The sequence below is a fragment of the uncultured Draconibacterium sp. genome (assembly GCF_913060805.1).
Taxonomy (GTDB): Bacteria; Bacteroidota; Bacteroidia; order Bacteroidales; family Prolixibacteraceae; genus Draconibacterium.
In genome coordinates this window covers 1-17,144 of sequence record NZ_CAJXTC010000061.1, presented here as the reverse complement: position 1 = coordinate 17,144, position 17,144 = coordinate 1, and the positions used below count along the sequence as shown (strand labels likewise).

The following is a 17,144-nucleotide window of genomic DNA, read 5'->3' as shown; positions in this document are numbered from 1 at the left end:
TGCAAAAGTGCGTCCCGGATGGTAGTTTTGCACGGGCGGTTTATCAAAACTGCCTGCCTCCCCGGGCCGGGAACAAATTAATGCGTGTGCTCATCCCCGGGGAGGCCTATCAAATGAATTTATTCCTCCCCGAAAAATTAAAACTGTATTTGAAATATTTTTCCAAAATCTATAGATATTTAAGTGCGTCGTTTCGGTTATAATCGTCTCAAATATTAGGAAATGTATATATGTAGTTCAAATCTAACTATCATTATTACTTATTGCAATCCTTTATTACTCAGATATAACTTTTTAAAAAAGACCAAAAAACACACAAGATTGAATATTAATCATTTAGACATTGATCACAATTGGTTTCATATAGGTTTTTTGTTGATTTGCACATACTGTTTTAATGAATATTTTCCGAGTATAGTCGATTATGCGGGGGTTAATACGTCGATAAATATATCATCTGCCGGTTATACCCCGCAAAAATCCCTGTTGCGTTTTTAATGTTTGTATAGACCATTACCTGTTCTGAATATGGATAGTGGTATTGAGGTTCCTGTATTTTCTTAATATTTTTCAATAAAATTGTTTCTTGCTTTTTGTCGTGCTAACATTTTTGCTTTGCTCTCATCGTTTTTTGCTACAATACCATCCTCATTTAGTATCTTGTCATACATTATCTTAGACCTTAGATGAATAGCTTTTGCAAAATCGGGAGGTGATACGTCAATATAGTTTTTATTCGAATAGTATATTGATGATTCATTTATTTTTTGAAATTGAGTTAATGAAAAATGGTGTTGCTTTTGCGCATCACTTATATCTATAATCAGGCCAGGTAATCCACTAAATTTATAAGGTCCTTCCTGAATCGGTATTTCAGGTGCAAACCATGCTTTAAACTTTCTTCCTGCATAATTTATTTGGGCTTTATTGCATTTTAATCCAGAAATGATTGTGTCTTTTCCAGTAATTAATTCCCAATCAGACAAGATTTCCTCACTTGTTTTAATATAATTATTGTTAATATATCCAGTTGTTACAATATTTCCTAACAGAGGGTAATTCTTATAGATTTCATAATTGCAAAAAGCATGTATTCCAGCCCCCATTACCATAGGAAGAATCTTTCCTACGGCAACTTCTGCAGACTCATTTTCGTGGACGATCAGCAATGAGTCTAAGTATTGTTTGCTTTCACTTGTAAATTTTGATGTGTGCTTGCCGATTTGCAATATCATTTCCTGACTTTTAATCGAATTATTATCTGATGAATCCTGCTGGAATTCATATAAATAATAACAATTTATACTTGCTGAATCTACAGATACAAATTCTTGAGCGAATGAATTTAAAGTGATGAGTAAAAATATAAAAGAAATAGATTTCATATTATTTTGTCTAAAGATTAAATACACATGGGATAGATTAATCTATCCCATGTTGCTGTTGCTATTAATTAATCACAAATGTCATCTGCCATTAACATCGCATTTTGAATAATTTCTGCAGTTGATTCTCCACAAGCATATGCAGATCCTCCTGTACCATCTCCGCAATCAACACTTATTGGTACACAAATAAAAGCCATACTCATCATTGCAAAACCAGCTAAAAAGAAACCGATCAATAGAGATTTTTTTAAAAACTTCTTCATACTGTAAAATTTTGTATTCATGGCATTACCCCTACTTTCACAGCTGCCAACATGCAAAAGTGTGTCCCGGATGGTAGTTTTGTACGGGCTGTTTTCAAAACTGCCTGCCTCCCCGGGCCGGGAACAAATTAACGCGTGTGCTCATCCCCGGGGAGGCCTACCAAATAAATTTATTCTTCCCCGAAAAATTAAAACTGTATTTGAAATATTTTTTCAAAATCTATAGATATTTGAGTGCGTCGTTGCGGTTATAACTTTCTCGAATATTAGGAATATGTAAATATGTACTTCGAATCTAATTATTATTATTACTTCTTGCAAGCCTTTATTACTCTGATATAACTTTTTAAAAAAGACCAAAAAAAACACACAGGGCTGAATATTAACCATTTAGACATTGATCACAATTGGTTTCATATAGGTTTTTTGTTGATTTGCACATACTGTTTTAATGAATATTTTCCGAGTATAGTCGATTATGTGGGATTTAATACGTAAATAAATATATCATTTGCCGGTTATACCCCGCAAAAATTCCTGTTGCGTTATTAATGTTCGAGTGAACCATTACCGGTTCTGAATACGGATTTATGCGCTGGCTTACCTGCAAAATATAGGTACGGTAGTAGTCAATATAATCTTTACTTGCTTGTATGGCTTCTAACCAAAATTCTTCATTGAGGTTATAGTTATGCTCCATTGAATATTTAAGATTGGCGTTAGCGTATAGTAATTTTGCATGGGTAACATTTTCTGCCTCTCCAATTGTGGTCATCACATCGTATGAAACATTATTCAGCCAATAATCATTTCCAAAACATACCGATCTCCCAAAAGCTTCATACTCACGTGCAGAAACCGTTTTTTGTTTTAAGTCTTGGTACAATAAATGCGATAATCTCTGCTTTAAATCAGAATCCTCAAAAAAAACAAGGTCGAAGAGGATATGATCAAAAACCCACTGATCTATAATCCATAGGTCAGCCAGCCCAGCTAATTCGAGGTATGCATTTTCCGGCAACCCCGCCTTTTTAAGTTTTTCCAAAGAATCCATGGTAAGCATGTACCGTTTATATCCTTCACTTGGATCGAAATAATAGGATCGGAACAGGAACCGTGCATCTTGTACTGTTTCTCCAAAGTTTACCTGCAACGGGAAAACATCATAATCCATAAGATTATTGGGGTAGAGGTATTTTACCCATTTTATTTCAAAATCAGGAACAGTGACTTCAACAAAATCGGGAACCATACTCTGTGCAGTTATTTCGTTATATCCTGGAATATTAACTTTTAGGGTATAGCTTTTTCCCATCTCTGGGTAGCTACCACTTTTATATACCCCATTTTCACCCGTATAATCAAGTGCTATAATTTCTCCGGTTTCTGCGATAATTTCCACGTTTGCATCTTCAATATAAATGTCCTCGTTTTCCTGTATATTTTTGGTTTCAGAAAGTGTAAGTTCCCATTTGTCCTGAGGGCTAAACAAACAGGTAACAACAACTTCTTTGCTGGTTTCTGGCACATCAATTTCCATGTCTTTAACACAAGCGGGTAACATCAAAAACACCGAAAACGACAGGAGTAAAAATTTTAAAATAAACCTCTTCATAATTCGTCGTGCTTTAAAATTTTATATGGTAACTGATTGAAGGAATTATTGGGAAAATACACACTTGTTTATACTTCGTTTCGCCAGTGGGCGATGTTTGTGGATAGTACATATACGCATTTTGGCGGGCGTATGCGTTATACACTCCCAGTTTCCATTCGCGGTAAAAACTTCCCATTTGTTTCTTAAACGTAACACTAAGGTCTAAATGATGAAATGCAGGTAGCCGGTAGCTGTTGTATTCATCGAAGTATTGAATACGATGGGTGTCTTCAATATCAATATTGGTAATAAAATCGGTAATCGTATAGTCGATTGGTCCTGCTGCCTGAAAATCCTGCACCGGAATAGTAGCTGCCATACCTGTTTGATAGGTCCACACTGCCGAGCACTCAATATTATCGGTTAAATTATACACAAAGCCTAAATTAATGTCGTGGCGACGATCAAATTTAAACGGGAAGGCTTTTCCTTCATTGATGCTTTCAAATTTGCGCTCGTTCCACGAAAGTGTATAATTTATCCATGCATTTAATCGCGACGTTTTGTAATTCCATGAGTTTTCGAAACCCCAGGCTTCGCCACTACCGGTTTCAACCAGATCTTCCCAATTGTCGTAAATATCCATGAAGCTGTTTCCGGCTTTGTAATTTATTACGCCATCCATGGTTTTGTAGTACGAGTCGAACTTATAAGAAAACTTGTCGTTAAATTTTAAATAGCTTCCAAAGGTGATTTGTTGTGAGGTTTCGGGTTTAATATTTTCGGTAGCCGGCACCCAAATATCCGATGGTAATCCCACACTGCTATTTGTTAATAAATGCAGCGGCTGAACCATTTGATCGTACGAGAAAAAGAGGCTTAGATTATTGTTTACTGCCCATTTTGCATTTGCTCTTGGCGTTATATAACTGTACCATTTTCCTCCCAAATCATACAAGTCAAGCCGAAGTCCACCCTGAACAGTAAGTTTATCGCCAATATTAAGCTGATCATCCATAAAAAGTGCCAGTGCTTTATTGTTGACCTCACCGTTGCCTCTTTGGGTATTTTGCCCGTCGTGACGCTCAATTTCCTGTTCGCCGGGCAGATAGCTATTTAACTCTGCGCTTGTACCAAACTGAATTTTATTTTTAGGCAAATACCAATCGAATAGAAATTGTAGTTTGTTATTGTTTACCCGGGTTTTGTACTCAATATCAGACCAAATCTCTTCTTCTCCATCCTGATTTTTAACCGATTGAGTATACTTGTTGTGAATATTATAGCGGAATGAACCGCTGGAAAGGCTTGTATTTAGATAGAGCCTGTTGCCCAACTGGCTCGTCCATCGTAGCGCGCCAATTTGGTTTCCCCATTTCAATTTTACTTTGGTGCTTTGTTTGGTTTCGCTCTCATCCAATGAATAATTGTCTTTAAAATTAGATGACAAACGGTCACCTCCTCCATAAAAGCTTAAATACAAACGGTTTTTAGGGTTGAGTTCGAAATTAAATTTTGCATTCAGATCGTAAAGGTTTAATCCGGGCACAACGACCTCGTTGTTTGAAGCCTGGCTTATTTTAGCGATACCGGTAACAAACAAATCGAGCAGTGTTCGGCGGGCCGAAATTAAATACGACGATTTACCTTGTTTTATAGGGCCCTGATGCGTAAATTTTGAAGTTATCGGACCAATAGTGAGATCGGTTTCAGGATGGTTTTTATTTCCTTCTTTCATACGCACATCAATAACCGACGACAAACGGCCTCCATAGCGGGCAGGGAAACCACCTTTGTAAAAATCGACACTTTGCAACGCTTCGGGCGTAAACACCGAAACAAAACCAAACAAATGGGTCGCATTATAAACGGGTACTCCATCAAGCAGAATCAGGTTTTGATCAGGACTGCCGCCGCGCACAAATACCCCGGCACTTCCTTCATAACCCTGTTGAACTCCCGGTAAAACAGTCAGACTTTTAAGCACGTCTTGTTCTCCGGCAAAGGCAGGCAGCGCCTTAACCGTTTGCATATTGATTTGTTCGTGCCCGAAAAAAGTTGGTTTTTGTTTTAACGATTGCGCTTTTACGACTACTTCTTGTAAATCATTCTTTGTAGTTAACTGAAAGTTGATTGTAGTGTCAGTTTGTGCATAAAAGGGAAGTCTTTGTTCCTCATAACCAACAAACGAAACACGCAACTGCACCTGGCCAGCGGGGATACTTAAAGAATAAAAACCGTAGGCATTACTTATGGTTCCTCGTTTATTGCTGGTTTCGTATATAGTAGCATGATATAGGTTTTCAACAGAAACAGAGTCGCGGATAAAACCGGATATAATTATGTTATTTTGTGCTGAAACCTGAACAAGGGTACTTAAAAACAATAGTAAAAAGGCTAATTTTTGTTTGGTCATTTTAAAAAATGGTAAAAGGCACGTATTCAACAAAAACACAAATTACAATGGTACTTTATTTACTTTTTTAGCATCACTATTTGGTACCAGTGCAAGAAATAAAACCTAAATATATTTCGCAATACAATCTTTGTTAACAGGCGCAAATCTATGTTAAAGTGATTGAAAAATAGGCAATCATTACTCAAACTTCAAGATAATTCGTAAGCTGCAAGCCCTTCATCAAAACTTTAATTGCCCTAACGGATATGAAAGCTGTAGTTGCAGCATGTTGTTCCTGTTTATTGAACCTTTGTAATATCCTTCAGGCTCTATGTTTTTATGTAGAAATCCCTGTTCTTTAAATCCTCTGATGTAATTAACCGACCATTTCAACTTATATTTCTGGCTCCCGAAGCCAACTATCCAGTTAAATTCTGGCTTTTCGTTTACAATTTCGTAATTCAGTAACCAGGTGGATTCTATTCCTCCTTTAACAAAAAAGTTTTTACTTAATAACACTTTTAGATGAATAGGAACAACTACATAGTGCATGGGGAGTTTGTTCCAACCTTCTGCATTAATTGCATATCCATTAGGGTCATTAGTACCTGTATATACCGAATAATGCTGCTGCATTTGTTTGTAACGGTAAGCAATACCAATATCGGCAGAAACCCTCCAGAAAATATATCGCGAGGCATATACACCAATCCCGGTCCCAAACCCGTTTTTGGTTTCCAATCCGCGATATTCCGGTTCTCGATGGGGCATAAACCACGAGCCTTCGGTGCTAATTCCGTACTCTGTTTTTTCTTGCGAAAAGGAGAAATAGCCTGCAAATAACAGGCTTAGAATAATTGTAATCTGTTTCATTGTTTTCTGTTCTCTGCTAAGCAAGGAAGCTCAATTCTATATTGAGCTTCCAATAACGCTATCTAATTAATGGTTAAATTTATAATTATATCGTGAGATATAAGTTTACCATTGCAAGAAAAGTTATTTATGATCGGGGCAGTACCTGGATAGGATGAAGGCATAGGGTCTAACGGCCAATTAAAATTCCACGGTTCTAATTCAAGATATACATTTGAAAGTTCTGAATAATTTATTTGTGTATAACCTGGAGCGGGAGTCATATCAATATCATGGCGAAAATAAGCTCCTTCATATGGATCATAATTACCGCCCAAATCATAACTTAGATGTTGATGACTAAAATAGCCTTTGGAATCGCGCCATCCAAATGTCGCTTTTTTCTCTTTATGAAAATATAGATAATATTTAAGGCCATTCTGTATCGTATGAGTACCTCCATTGGGATTTGGAACTTCAATGGTGGCTTTATCATATTTGAAGTAGAGTGTCCACCTTACTCCTCCACCATCAGAGTATTTTCTAACGCCGGGCACTACATCTCCATAATTAGTAGGGATTGTTGATTTCAATTTTTGGTATGCATGTACCTTAACAACAGAGGTGTCGCAGTTCTCCGGATTACTTAAATACTGGCTTAATGTATTCTCACTTCCATCAATTATACTAATTTGTGCATCCTTTTGAAAACAATATATTACAGTACCAATCTTTATAATACCATCTTTATTTAGGATACAATCCAATGAATAATCTAAAAAGGGATAACATAACGATGAATCCACCATATTAAAATAACCTTCTTTGACTAAATGCTCAGCATATCTTTTAGCATTGTCATAATCCTCAAAACCAGCTAGTTTATCTGACGCTTCAGCTCGAAACATCTTTGCAGATTTTAGTCCCATTTGATTTTCCCAAATGGATTGTTCTTCAAGGGATTTGTTTTGCAACATCAATCTTAAACTATCAGCGATTTCAAAACTTTTGACGACCAGATATCCATTTTCAGAATAAACATCAGGTTTAGTTACATCAAGCAACTGTTCATCGATACTTTGATCGATCAGTTCATCACTTTTTTCGCAGGCATTAAAAATGCTTAAACATGTTACAGCCATAGCAAACAAAAATAATTTTTTCATACGTTTGTAACGTTATGTGGAAAGGGAAGCCGTGAACTTCCCTCTCCGGGTTTATAATAAAACTCTGCAACCCGGTTCTTTTTAAAAGGGCTGGGTTGTTTATCTTTAAATTCATTATGATTTTTCATGTATGCTAAATCATTCTCCTAATTGACTTTCAAAATAATCCTGCAATTTTCTGATCGGTAATATAAATTAGCACCACCAGTCGGTTAATTTCAGTTGCATTGTCATTGGTTTGTAAACTCCATGGATAAAAGTACCTGATCATAAGCATTCAAACAACGAAATATAGTCGCCATATAGCTTTTTGATGGGACGTCAAAATAGTAATTGATTAAATATGTAGCACTTAACCCTTTGCATGAAGCGGTAAAATATAACTTTTTAGGACCTCTTTAACGGTTTACATGGCTAATTCCCTTATTAAAACGAGATAAATTATCAAGCTCAAAGTTCTTTTTGCCTAATATGTGAATAAATATATCATTTGCCGGTTATACCCCGCAAAAGTTCCTGCTGCGTTATTAATGTTTGAGTGGACCATTAGCGGTTCAGAATACGGATTTATGCGCTGGCTTACCTGCAAAATATCGGTACAGTAATAGTCAATATACTCTTTACTTGCTTGTATGGCTTCTAACCAAAATTCTTCATTGAGGCTATTGTTGTTTGTCAACAGCCTCAAGTATATATTAAAGATGGCATGAAAACCCAGAATCTTTGCTCAAACCGGTAGTGGGGATACGTTTTGTACGGATTGTCTTCAAAACTGCCTGCCTCCCCGGGCCGGGAACAAATTAATGCGTGTGCTCATCCCCGGGGAGGCCTACCAAATAAATTGGTTCTTCCCCGAAAAATTTAAACTGTATTTGAAATATTTTTTCAAAATCTATGATGTTAAAGTGCGTCGTTGCGGTTAAAATTTTCTCAAATACTAGGAATATGTACATATGCAGTTCAAACCTAATGCTCACTATTACTTATTTCAAGCCTTTATTACTCAGATATAACTAAAAAAGAAAAAAATTCATGCAATTGAATATTAATTATTTAGACTTTGATCGCAATTGGTTTTATATAGGTATTTGTTGATTTGCACATACTATTTTAATGGATGTTTTCCGAGTATAGTCTATATATTTCGAATTTTAATAAGAATATCCAAGTATTAAAAAAAGAAGTTTTTAATAGTCGCCTTCACTTAATATATAATACTTTTCAATTCTATTTTGTCCATTAGTTGAATTCATGAAGATTACCATTTTCCACAATGCCATTATTAATAGAAAGCGTAACATAGTATTCTTTTTGATTCAATAAATTCAAATTAAAATATAAATCGTGTACCGTTAAACAAGAATCCAGGTTACAATCAAAATCATAGGGGGATGAAATGATATCAATGAATAGTTCACTTCCTTTTACAAAGGCATCTAATGACGCAATAGTATCGCCCTTTTTTATGTTTATTGTTCTAATCTTACACTCGCATGTACTATCTCCAACAAACGTAGCATCAAAACTATAATCGTAGGTAATCTGACCTACATCCATAAGTTTGATACTTGAAACATCAAGAGTAACCGTTTCATCTTCATTTGAGCAGCTCAAGCTAAATATGAAAAGGAATAAGGCTAATAGTTTTTTCATGGTATTTTATTTTAAACTTAAACGTAACGTTTTGATTATTCATAAAAAATAAACTGAATGAATAGATTTTAAACGAATCCATTCAAAATCTATTCAATTCGGTCTTTTGTGAATATAATTACCACTCAATGACGCTATATTGATATTTGAAAATAATATCATGAGGAGTCTGCACTTTACATGGAATATATACAGGATTATCTAAGGAGAAGAGTTGTTGCCCATAAATATTATATACTATCTCAGAACCTTCTGTCATCAAGTAATATGTATCATATACGTTTCCCGACGAAATCAACTCGTAGGAATAACCGTAGTTACTTGTTCCAGGCAAATACCCCATGGGAGACATTGTTCCCATATATGATTCAGGCGGAAGAATAAGAGTTGCACCTTTAGGAATCTGTATTGACTTTTTATATCGATACTTTTTCACTAAATAGGTTATATTGGACTTTATTCTACTATCACAACTTAAACCAGATAGAAACATAGTATTAAACGAACTTAAATATTGCTTCATATCATAACCTTCCACAGATAACGAAGTTGTAGTTGTAGATTTCAAATTCTCATTAGTCCATAGTTCCGAATGTGAATCTTCAAATACGTACGCATCAGGATTACTTGCAACGATACTTTCTATTAAAGAATCAGGTTCAATGCCATCTTCAGGAATCAAAACAATATTTTCCGATTGCTCCATTTGCACATCAGCCTGAATTATTTCATCTTCATTGTCAGAACATGATACAACAAATACTAAACTGATTAATGATAATAAATAAATGTATTTCTTCATAATTTTCTATTTTAAAATGTAGTTATAACCAACAATAAATTGATTATTTAAATTTATAGATTTTAGGCAGTTAAAATTTCAGACTGTGTTACCACTTCTCTGCCTTTGTAACTGGCAATTCTCATGACAATCTGATCCAAATATTAGAATTCAGTATTTTTTCGAGATATTATTTTCATTGACAAAATGTGTTGTTTAACGGAGCACATATTTTAAGCAAACGGTATCCATTTAGACCTTTGATTGCGAAAGATTGCTACAAACCTATTTCAAAAGTACCGTACAAATAATTCCCCTCAGAATCTGTAAAACGGATTTCGTACATACCATAATCCCAATCGGAAACATTAATTGACAAGCTCTGTTGTGTTTGCGTATTTACGGTGTTTGTATAAACTAAACCTTCTGATACAGAAATAACTTCAACATTAATATCCCCAAGTGTCGATAAAAAATCAACATTTAAACTGTTTGAACTAATTGTTGCTTCAACAGGTGTTTGAAAAACGGATTTTGTAGTTGAGCTACCTTCCAAATAACCTTTTAGTTCAATTCTTTTTTCAGCATCATTTTCCGGGAGAGTTACATTTGAAGAATGACTTACCAGTGGAATTATAACAGATAATAAGAGACAAATTTTGAATAAATTTTTCATGATTTCCTGGGTTGTAAATTGTTTGACACAAATGTATATGGACAAAAATTTCAGGACAAGGAAATTTCTGCTACATATAACTTTTTACAAGCTATTTAAAATCACAAAAACCACATTATCAACAAAATGCAATAAAGAAATATGTATTTCCATACAGCTTTTTACCCAATTTATTGTTAAAAAGAGGAGAAAATGGGACTAGTTTTTTGTTGCAGAACTCATAAAATCGCAAATATTACCATAGGTTTTTATACCTAACTTTTTTCTTATCAAAGTTCTTTTTGCTTGTACTGTATTAATGCTGTAGTTTAATAATATTGCAATTTCGGTGTTATTAAAATCGACATACATTAAACAACAAATACGAAATTCGGATTCATCAAGCTGTGGAAATTGATTTTTGAACTCGTCAAAGAATCCATTGTTTAATTTGTTAAGTGTTTTATACAGTACATTCCAGTTTAGTTTTTTCCGACCATAAACTACCTCGTTAAATTTTCGTAACAAAGATTGTCCTTTTTTTCGTTCATCTTCTTTTAAGTAGCCCTCCAGTAAAGCGGCTTTTTTTATTATTCCAAAATGCTGAATTAAAACGTTGCGGAACGATTCTTCTTTATCATCAAAGCTTTTTGCTAATTTATTTAGTTGCCGTACTTTTTTTTCTGTTTCTTCTAATTGTTTTTTGTTTTTTTGGGAGCGTTTTAATAAACGAAAAATAAGTAATCCCAGAACTAAAATTGCAAATAGGAAAATTAATAAAATCCTTTGTCGCTCAATCAATAACTGTTTGTTCCGGTTTTCAATAAGCTGGAAGTTATATTTTTCTTCAAGCTCCAATATCGTGGTGTTTTTGTTGTCGTAGATAATTTCAGCAAGGTATTTATTGTAAAGTCTATTTTTGTCAAGTGCATTACGATAGTTGCCTTGATTTTCTTCAATGGAAGTCCAAGTATTGTAAATATTAGCGGCAAGATGGTTATTTTGCTCGGTAGGTATATAGTTTATAGCTTCTTGTAAATGAAAAATTGCCAATTCATTTTTATCCTGTAATACAAAAAGTTTGGCGAGATTTGCAAATAACCTTGCTTTATTAAGTGAGTCTTTTGAAAAAGCCAATGCTTCTTCAAAAAATGTTTGAGACTGTTTCCATTTTTCAATTTCCCTATAAGCAACCCCTAAGCTCTGTCGAACTTCTATCTGTTGGCTTTCAACACCATATTTATCAGCCAGATACAAGCCTTTTTCATAATATAGAAAAGCACTATCAGTTTTTCCTGTAATAAGGAAACAGTTGCCTGTAAACCTAATACATATAATCTGGTTCCTATAATTCTCTGCTTGATGAAAGTACTCCATTGCAGTTTTATAATGCCCTATTGCTTTATCATCAAGAAGCTGCTGATAGTAAATGTTGCCAATAGCACTTTGGCACAAACCTTTTAAATTAAAATCTTGACTTTGTTTTAAAAGCTGTTCGGTGTCTAGATATTGTTGTAATGCTTCTTCAAGTTTATTCTGTTCCTGATAAACCCTGCCACTGTAAAATGTTGCCAAAGCTGTTTCTTCTGGTTTATCCCTATCTCGATAATAATCTCGAATTGTAAAAATTAAGGTATCGGCAGTAATATCTTTATCGCTTTTATATTTGGCCTGTATTTGCAATAGAAAATATTCGTAATACAATGATTTTCGCAGCGATTGCGGATTGGCAATTTCGTTAAGTATTACCAGGGCACTGTCGGGGTGAGTTTCTAACAAGGCTTCGGCTCTTTCAAGAACTGGCTTCACCTTTTTGTCCTGAAATCGACAGGAAACGCCAAGAAACAATATACAGGTATATATGAAAATTGTTATTAGCCTTTTATTCATGTGATTAAGGTTTTTTTCAAATATAGAAATTTATTTAAAGTTTGTTTGGGATTTAAGGTCGGTTGTACTTGTCAATAAAAAATATAAAGAGAACTATTGTATTTTGTGTATATCAAATACTTTCTACTATGGATTGGCAATAAATGTAAATGTTAGTAATAAAGACTAGAACCAATGGATTTTGTACTATTTAGGCAAAGTATAATAAGTACTCCTGCCTTTCCCTTCTTTTGCCACAAGAGACTTATCTACCATTATCCTCAGCAGTTCTCTAGTACGGCTTTCTTTGATATTCAGCAAATTTCCTACTTCTTTTGATTTAATCGAACCTTGTTCTAGGATGTATTCAACAACTGTTCTTTCCTGATCGTTGCAATCCGACGGCATCCGACGGGTTATCGGTCGAAATTAGTGGTGCTACCTGCCTTGGCCGATAAAGTTCGATATCGAAAAAGTCATTCTTTTCTTCAATTTTGGGAGGATTTAAGCCTCGTTCTTTGCACGATTCAATAATGCGGTTTAGTCCGGTCCCCCATTGTTCGATTAGCCTAAGCTCTTTAAATACTTTTGCTAAAGTGCGGTTACGCGCTTCACTTTTGTTTAGAAAAATATTCAGGGTGATTTCATTTTTTGTAACTGTAAAGAATACCAGCAATAGGTGAAAGGATTTTTGATAGAGTAGAATAATTGGCGATATTTGAAACCAATATGTCGAGATTAAAAGAAATACTCCAACAGCCAGAAGGCAGGCGACTTGAATTTAAAGCAAAGTTGCCAACCAATGCAGACTTAGCCAAGACAATAATAAGTTTTGCAAATGATGCTGGTGGTGAGCTTTATATTGGAGTTCAGGATAACCCGAGGAAAATAGTTGGAGTTGATGAAAACCAACTTATTGAGTTAGAGGAAAGAATCAGCAACATTATTCATGACCAATGTTCGCCTATTGTTTTACCGGAAATAGTGTTTTTGAAACATGAAGACAAACGGATTATTTGTACGACCATTCACAAGGGAAGTACTCCTCCCTATCACCTAAAAAGTAAGGGCATAAAGAATGGTACATTTATTCGGGTTGGCTCATCTAATCGTCAGGCATCTGAAGAGATGATTCAGGAACTGGAAAGGCAAAAGCAAAATATTTCTTTTGACAGCGAATTGGTGTTTCAAAAAAGTGTTGATGAAATCGAATTGACTTCATTCAGCGATTTGTTTTTTGAAAAAACCGGAGAAAAGATTACAAATCAAATACTCCACAAACTTGAATTGTACAAGCAAGAACAGGGAAAGGAATTGGCAACCAAAGCTTTGATTTTATTGTCTGATGATGAAATTCGGAAACAAATTTTCCCTTATAGCAAAGTTGAATGTGCGAGGTTTAAAGGAACTGTTCCGGGAAATTTTATTGACCAGAAAACTATTGATACAAATGTAAGTCTTCAGGCAGAACAAGCTTACCAGTTTGTTTTGCGCCACATTTCACAAAGTTCAACCGATTATCAGGGGGTATTTCGTAACGACCGTTGGGAATATCCGATAATTGCTATTCGTGAAGTTATCAGGAATGCCATAATCCACCGAGATTATTCACTTACAGGCAAAGACATTAAAATTGCCATTTTCGACGACAAAGTAGAAATTACAAGTCCAGGCAAATTAATGCCAACCGTAGATTATTCCGATATGGATTCAGGTCAATCGGATATTAGGAATAAAACACTGGCTCCGGTTTTTAAACGGCTTGGAATAATTGAGCAGTGGGGTAATGGGCTTCAACTTATAGCAGATGAACTTAAAGCCTACCCTGAGATAGAACTATCGTGGAAAGAACCGGGTATAGGATTTAGAGTAACTTTCACAAACAAGAACTTTAAACAACAGCAGGAGTCACGGCAGGAGTTGCAGCAGGAGTTTGAGAATGAACTTAGTACTATAGGCACTAAGCTGGCACTAAGTTGGAACCAAGTCGGAACTAAGTTGGAACCAAGCTGGAACTTAGTCATAACAATTCTGGAACTATGTATAAATGCCCAGGCTATTCAGTTAATTATGGATAAAGTACAATGGAAGGACAGAACTAAATTCCGAAACAAATATATCAACTTGTTTTTAGACTTGGGGCTATTGCAAATGACAATACCGGAGAAGCCTAAAAGCTCCAAACAGAAATACAAAATAACTGAGAGAGGAAACTTGTTTCTGGCTCTTCTAAAAGAAGAATAGAACCAATCAAATCGAGCATATTATTTTCTACATTTCTTATTTAAATAATATTCTATCAAATAATCATCAAGTAAGAAAACCCTTATTCTGGAAGGCTTTTTAAATATTCACGTTTAACAAAAGGCCTTTCTGTCAAATAAAATGAAGAATGAGTTGTCGGTTAGTGTTTGGTTTTCGTATGGTTTTAATTCTAACCAATCATTTATATAAATTCTATTATTTTTCATGTTCTTTGTTTCTTATTGCGCTTCAAAGGATGGCAAGTTGTTCAATAAGCGTATTCCAGACTCTGTTATCAAATGCATTTGCTTCGGACTATCTTCTAATTGGGAACTATTTAAACCCATCAACAAAGTTATCCATATTTCCGAAAGACACGCCCTCCGGGTTTTCAAAAGCTTCCGACATAAAGCCATTCATTCCCAAAACGGAAGAGTTAATTACTGCCTGCGCACAAAGCCAGTTAAAAAAAGACTTAACCTCGTATACTCGGTTAAAACTTTTTTAAAATCCCACATCAACACTTCCGCTTTTTCCATTCATTTTTTATTTCTTTTCCTTTTGAAAATCTTTCGGAAATATTTAAAGCCGGTGTTTAACGGTTTGATGTTGGAACGTTGTGTTTAATTTCGGTATCATTCTTTACTAAAATCCAACAATTTACGCTGATAGCTTTCCTTTGTATCATCTTCAAAAGTATCTAAATAACTTTCGGTGGTTCTTAAACTACTATGACCAAGGCTCTCACTGATAAACTCAACAGGAGCACCCGATCGTTTTAATACAGTGGCAAATGAATGCCTGGCAGTATAGGTTGTTAATGACAATTCGAAGCCAAGCTCCTCTCCAATTCGCTTGGTGTATTTATTAATCGTTTTAGTTGCCTGTTGTATTTTGGCGTGTTCTTTCTCTGGCGTATCACCTTCTGATAATATTGGAAAGACGTATTCATCAGGAGCAGTATTTTTATTTCCCCATTTCCTTATGATGGTGTTTATTTCCGGTATACGAATTACAATAATGCTTTTTTGGTTGGTTTTTGTTGAACGTTCGGTTTTTGCCCTTACAAACGAGATCCGTTTAGAATCGAGGTTCTTAAATTTTAACCTGGCAATATCTTTTACATTCACACCATTACACAAGTAACTGAAAACCCACAAATCTTTTGCACGCTTTGCCGCTTCGGTTTTTGGTGAAAATTCAATTATCTTTTTAATGTCTGCAATAGCGAGTGCTTTCTTTGTATTTCTGGCAGAAGGTATCTGGTATTTACTTTTAGAAAACGGATAGTATTCTCGTGGCAACAAACCATCATCAATCGCTTGATTTAATACCGTCCTCAGATTTCGAAGATATATTCCTGCAGTTGTAATGGACTTTCTATTTGCCACCATCCAGGCCTCGAATGCTTGTAACCAATCAGGGGTAATATCTGAAAAAGCGAGTTTTTTCCGGTTCAAAAATTCCAAATAATCTTCAATTGCTTTTATTGTATATTGAAAGGTTACCGCGGTACTAAACCTGTTTTTTCTTAATAACATCTCATGCCTGTCACTAAGGGCATCAATTACAGATGTTTTATTTTGTGATTTCCCATTAAATAAATTCAGGAACTCGGGATATGAAAAATATTCCATTTTATCAAGAATCTTAACTGCCTTGTTCTCAATGGTAGAAAGATGAACTTCCAGTTCTTTAAGTTCAGTGTTTCGATGCTTTCCCGATTTTAATATCTTCCAATCTTCTTTGGTTAAAAACTTTCCTAAAGGGTAATATTTTTGTTCCCGATTATAGGTAATTCTCAATTTTATGGCGTATGTTCCATCTTTTTTACATACTCTTGTGTCCTGAACGACTGCTGTTGTGGCTCCAATCATGCTATTTTACAAAGGTTTTAACATTGTATGTATCTCAATTTTGATACATACTAGATACATACAAAGATAGCATTTAAGGTAAAAACAAAGGAAATAAAGAATAAATAAATTTTACTAAGCCACTGTTATAGAACATCTTAAGAAAACAAAGGCAATCATAAGAAAGTATAAAATTTGACTGGCAGTCAAGAGGTCACCGGTTCGACTCCGGTATTCTCCACGAACAATATCAAGGAGTTACGAAATAGATCGTAGCTCCTTTTTCTTTTTATACATACAAAGTAGCATACAGATAATCCGATGGAATCCAACGGTCTTCGGTCTCTAAGAATCCTTTTATATTAGGTTAAAATTGAACTGGTTTCCTCTTGATTGATTAGCTCAGTTGGCTAGAGCGTCCC

General features: G+C 35.0%; 15 protein-coding genes. 2 read left to right on the top strand and 13 right to left on the bottom strand.

The features are described 5' to 3' along the window. Window positions 1-203, top strand: a 203-nt coding sequence (locus QZ576_RS21845; RefSeq protein ID WP_297101572.1) for a hypothetical protein, incomplete at its 5' end; no start/stop codon positions are given. Window positions 204-560: 357 nt separating this feature from the next. Here the strand turns inward: QZ576_RS21845 and QZ576_RS21840 are convergent. From QZ576_RS21840 to QZ576_RS21790, 12 genes are all read right to left on the bottom strand, one after another. Then, a complete protein-coding gene (locus tag QZ576_RS21840) occupies window positions 561-1,385 on the bottom strand; it encodes a GLPGLI family protein (RefSeq protein ID WP_297101570.1) in 825 nt (274 codons plus the stop codon). Window positions 1,386-1,453: 68 nt separating this feature from the next. Continuing rightward, complete coding sequence (locus QZ576_RS21835) at window positions 1,454-1,651, bottom strand: hypothetical protein (RefSeq protein WP_297101568.1); 198 nt, start codon at window positions 1,649-1,651, stop codon at window positions 1,454-1,456. 487 nt (window positions 1,652-2,138) lie between these two features. Continuing rightward, on the bottom strand, window positions 2,139-3,266 hold the full coding sequence (locus tag QZ576_RS21830) for a DUF4249 family protein (RefSeq protein WP_297101566.1): 1,128 nt from the start codon (window positions 3,264-3,266) through the stop codon (window positions 2,139-2,141). A 13-nt stretch (window positions 3,267-3,279) separates the two neighbouring features. Beyond that, entirely contained in the window at window positions 3,280-5,664 is a 2,385-nt protein-coding gene (locus tag QZ576_RS21825) for a TonB-dependent receptor (RefSeq protein WP_297101563.1), read from the bottom strand. A 222-nt stretch (window positions 5,665-5,886) separates the two neighbouring features. After that, window positions 5,887-6,519: a hypothetical protein gene (locus QZ576_RS21820; protein ID WP_297101562.1), complete on the bottom strand. Its 633-nt coding sequence runs from the start codon at window positions 6,517-6,519 to the stop codon at window positions 5,887-5,889. Between the two features lie 62 nt (window positions 6,520-6,581). Then, on the bottom strand, window positions 6,582-7,664 hold the full coding sequence (locus tag QZ576_RS21815) for a hypothetical protein (RefSeq protein WP_297101560.1): 1,083 nt from the start codon (window positions 7,662-7,664) through the stop codon (window positions 6,582-6,584). Between the two features lie 1,239 nt (window positions 7,665-8,903). After that, a complete protein-coding gene (locus tag QZ576_RS21810) occupies window positions 8,904-9,317 on the bottom strand; it encodes a hypothetical protein (RefSeq protein ID WP_297101559.1) in 414 nt (137 codons plus the stop codon). A 118-nt stretch (window positions 9,318-9,435) separates the two neighbouring features. Next, the gene (locus QZ576_RS21805; RefSeq protein WP_297101557.1) at window positions 9,436-10,119 is read right to left on the bottom strand and encodes a hypothetical protein; all 684 of its coding nucleotides are present in this window, start codon (window positions 10,117-10,119) and stop codon (window positions 9,436-9,438) included. Window positions 10,120-10,375: 256 nt separating this feature from the next. Next, window positions 10,376-10,774: a DUF3244 domain-containing protein gene (locus QZ576_RS21800; protein ID WP_297101556.1), complete on the bottom strand. Its 399-nt coding sequence runs from the start codon at window positions 10,772-10,774 to the stop codon at window positions 10,376-10,378. A gap of 198 nt (window positions 10,775-10,972) precedes the next feature. Next, the gene (locus QZ576_RS21795; protein ID WP_297101553.1) at window positions 10,973-12,643 is read right to left on the bottom strand and encodes a hypothetical protein; all 1,671 of its coding nucleotides are present in this window, start codon (window positions 12,641-12,643) and stop codon (window positions 10,973-10,975) included. A 186-nt stretch (window positions 12,644-12,829) separates the two neighbouring features. Next, window positions 12,830-13,030, bottom strand: coding sequence for a BlaI/MecI/CopY family transcriptional regulator (locus QZ576_RS22570; RefSeq protein ID WP_367270516.1), 201 nt, complete (start codon window positions 13,028-13,030; stop codon window positions 12,830-12,832). After that, window positions 12,990-13,298, bottom strand: a complete 309-nt coding sequence (locus tag QZ576_RS21790) for an ATP-binding protein (protein ID WP_297101551.1) — start codon at window positions 13,296-13,298, stop codon at window positions 12,990-12,992. The genes QZ576_RS22570 and QZ576_RS21790 overlap by 41 nt, the downstream gene beginning before the upstream one ends. A 53-nt stretch (window positions 13,299-13,351) precedes the next feature. Here QZ576_RS21790 and QZ576_RS21785 point away from each other — a divergent pair, with 53 nt between their 5' ends. Continuing rightward, on the top strand, window positions 13,352-14,866 hold the full coding sequence (locus QZ576_RS21785; protein ID WP_297101549.1) for an RNA-binding domain-containing protein: 1,515 nt from the start codon (window positions 13,352-13,354) through the stop codon (window positions 14,864-14,866). A 635-nt stretch (window positions 14,867-15,501) separates the two neighbouring features. Here the strand turns inward: QZ576_RS21785 and QZ576_RS21780 are convergent. Then, window positions 15,502-16,743 carry a site-specific integrase gene (locus QZ576_RS21780; protein ID WP_297101547.1) on the bottom strand — a complete coding sequence of 414 codons (1,242 nt, stop codon included), beginning with the start codon at window positions 16,741-16,743 and terminating at the stop codon, window positions 15,502-15,504. Window positions 16,744-17,144 lie beyond the last annotated feature (401 nt).

What these genes read in the sequence shown, in the direction of transcription:
- QZ576_RS21840 (WP_297101570.1), bottom strand. Translation starts at nt 1,385, where the DNA reads ATGAAATCTATTTCTTTTATATTTTTACTCATCACTTTAAATTCATTC.
- QZ576_RS21835 (WP_297101568.1), bottom strand. Translation starts at nt 1,651, where the DNA reads ATGAAGAAGTTTTTAAAAAAATCTCTATTGATCGGTTTCTTTTTAGCT.
- QZ576_RS21830 (WP_297101566.1), bottom strand. Translation starts at nt 3,266, where the DNA reads ATGAAGAGGTTTATTTTAAAATTTTTACTCCTGTCGTTTTCGGTGTTT.
- QZ576_RS21825 (WP_297101563.1), bottom strand. Translation starts at nt 5,664, where the DNA reads ATGACCAAACAAAAATTAGCCTTTTTACTATTGTTTTTAAGTACCCTT.
- QZ576_RS21820 (WP_297101562.1), bottom strand. Translation starts at nt 6,519, where the DNA reads ATGAAACAGATTACAATTATTCTAAGCCTGTTATTTGCAGGCTATTTC.
- QZ576_RS21815 (WP_297101560.1), bottom strand. Translation starts at nt 7,664, where the DNA reads ATGAAAAAATTATTTTTGTTTGCTATGGCTGTAACATGTTTAAGCATT.
- QZ576_RS21810 (WP_297101559.1), bottom strand. Translation starts at nt 9,317, where the DNA reads ATGAAAAAACTATTAGCCTTATTCCTTTTCATATTTAGCTTGAGCTGC.
- QZ576_RS21805 (WP_297101557.1), bottom strand. Translation starts at nt 10,119, where the DNA reads ATGAAGAAATACATTTATTTATTATCATTAATCAGTTTAGTATTTGTT.
- QZ576_RS21800 (WP_297101556.1), bottom strand. Translation starts at nt 10,774, where the DNA reads ATGAAAAATTTATTCAAAATTTGTCTCTTATTATCTGTTATAATTCCA.
- QZ576_RS21795 (WP_297101553.1), bottom strand. Translation starts at nt 12,643, where the DNA reads ATGAATAAAAGGCTAATAACAATTTTCATATATACCTGTATATTGTTT.
- QZ576_RS22570 (WP_367270516.1), bottom strand. Translation starts at nt 13,030, where the DNA reads ATGCCGTCGGATTGCAACGATCAGGAAAGAACAGTTGTTGAATACATC.
- QZ576_RS21785 (WP_297101549.1), top strand. Translation starts at nt 13,352, where the DNA reads ATGTCGAGATTAAAAGAAATACTCCAACAGCCAGAAGGCAGGCGACTT.
- QZ576_RS21780 (WP_297101547.1), bottom strand. Translation starts at nt 16,743, where the DNA reads ATGATTGGAGCCACAACAGCAGTCGTTCAGGACACAAGAGTATGTAAA.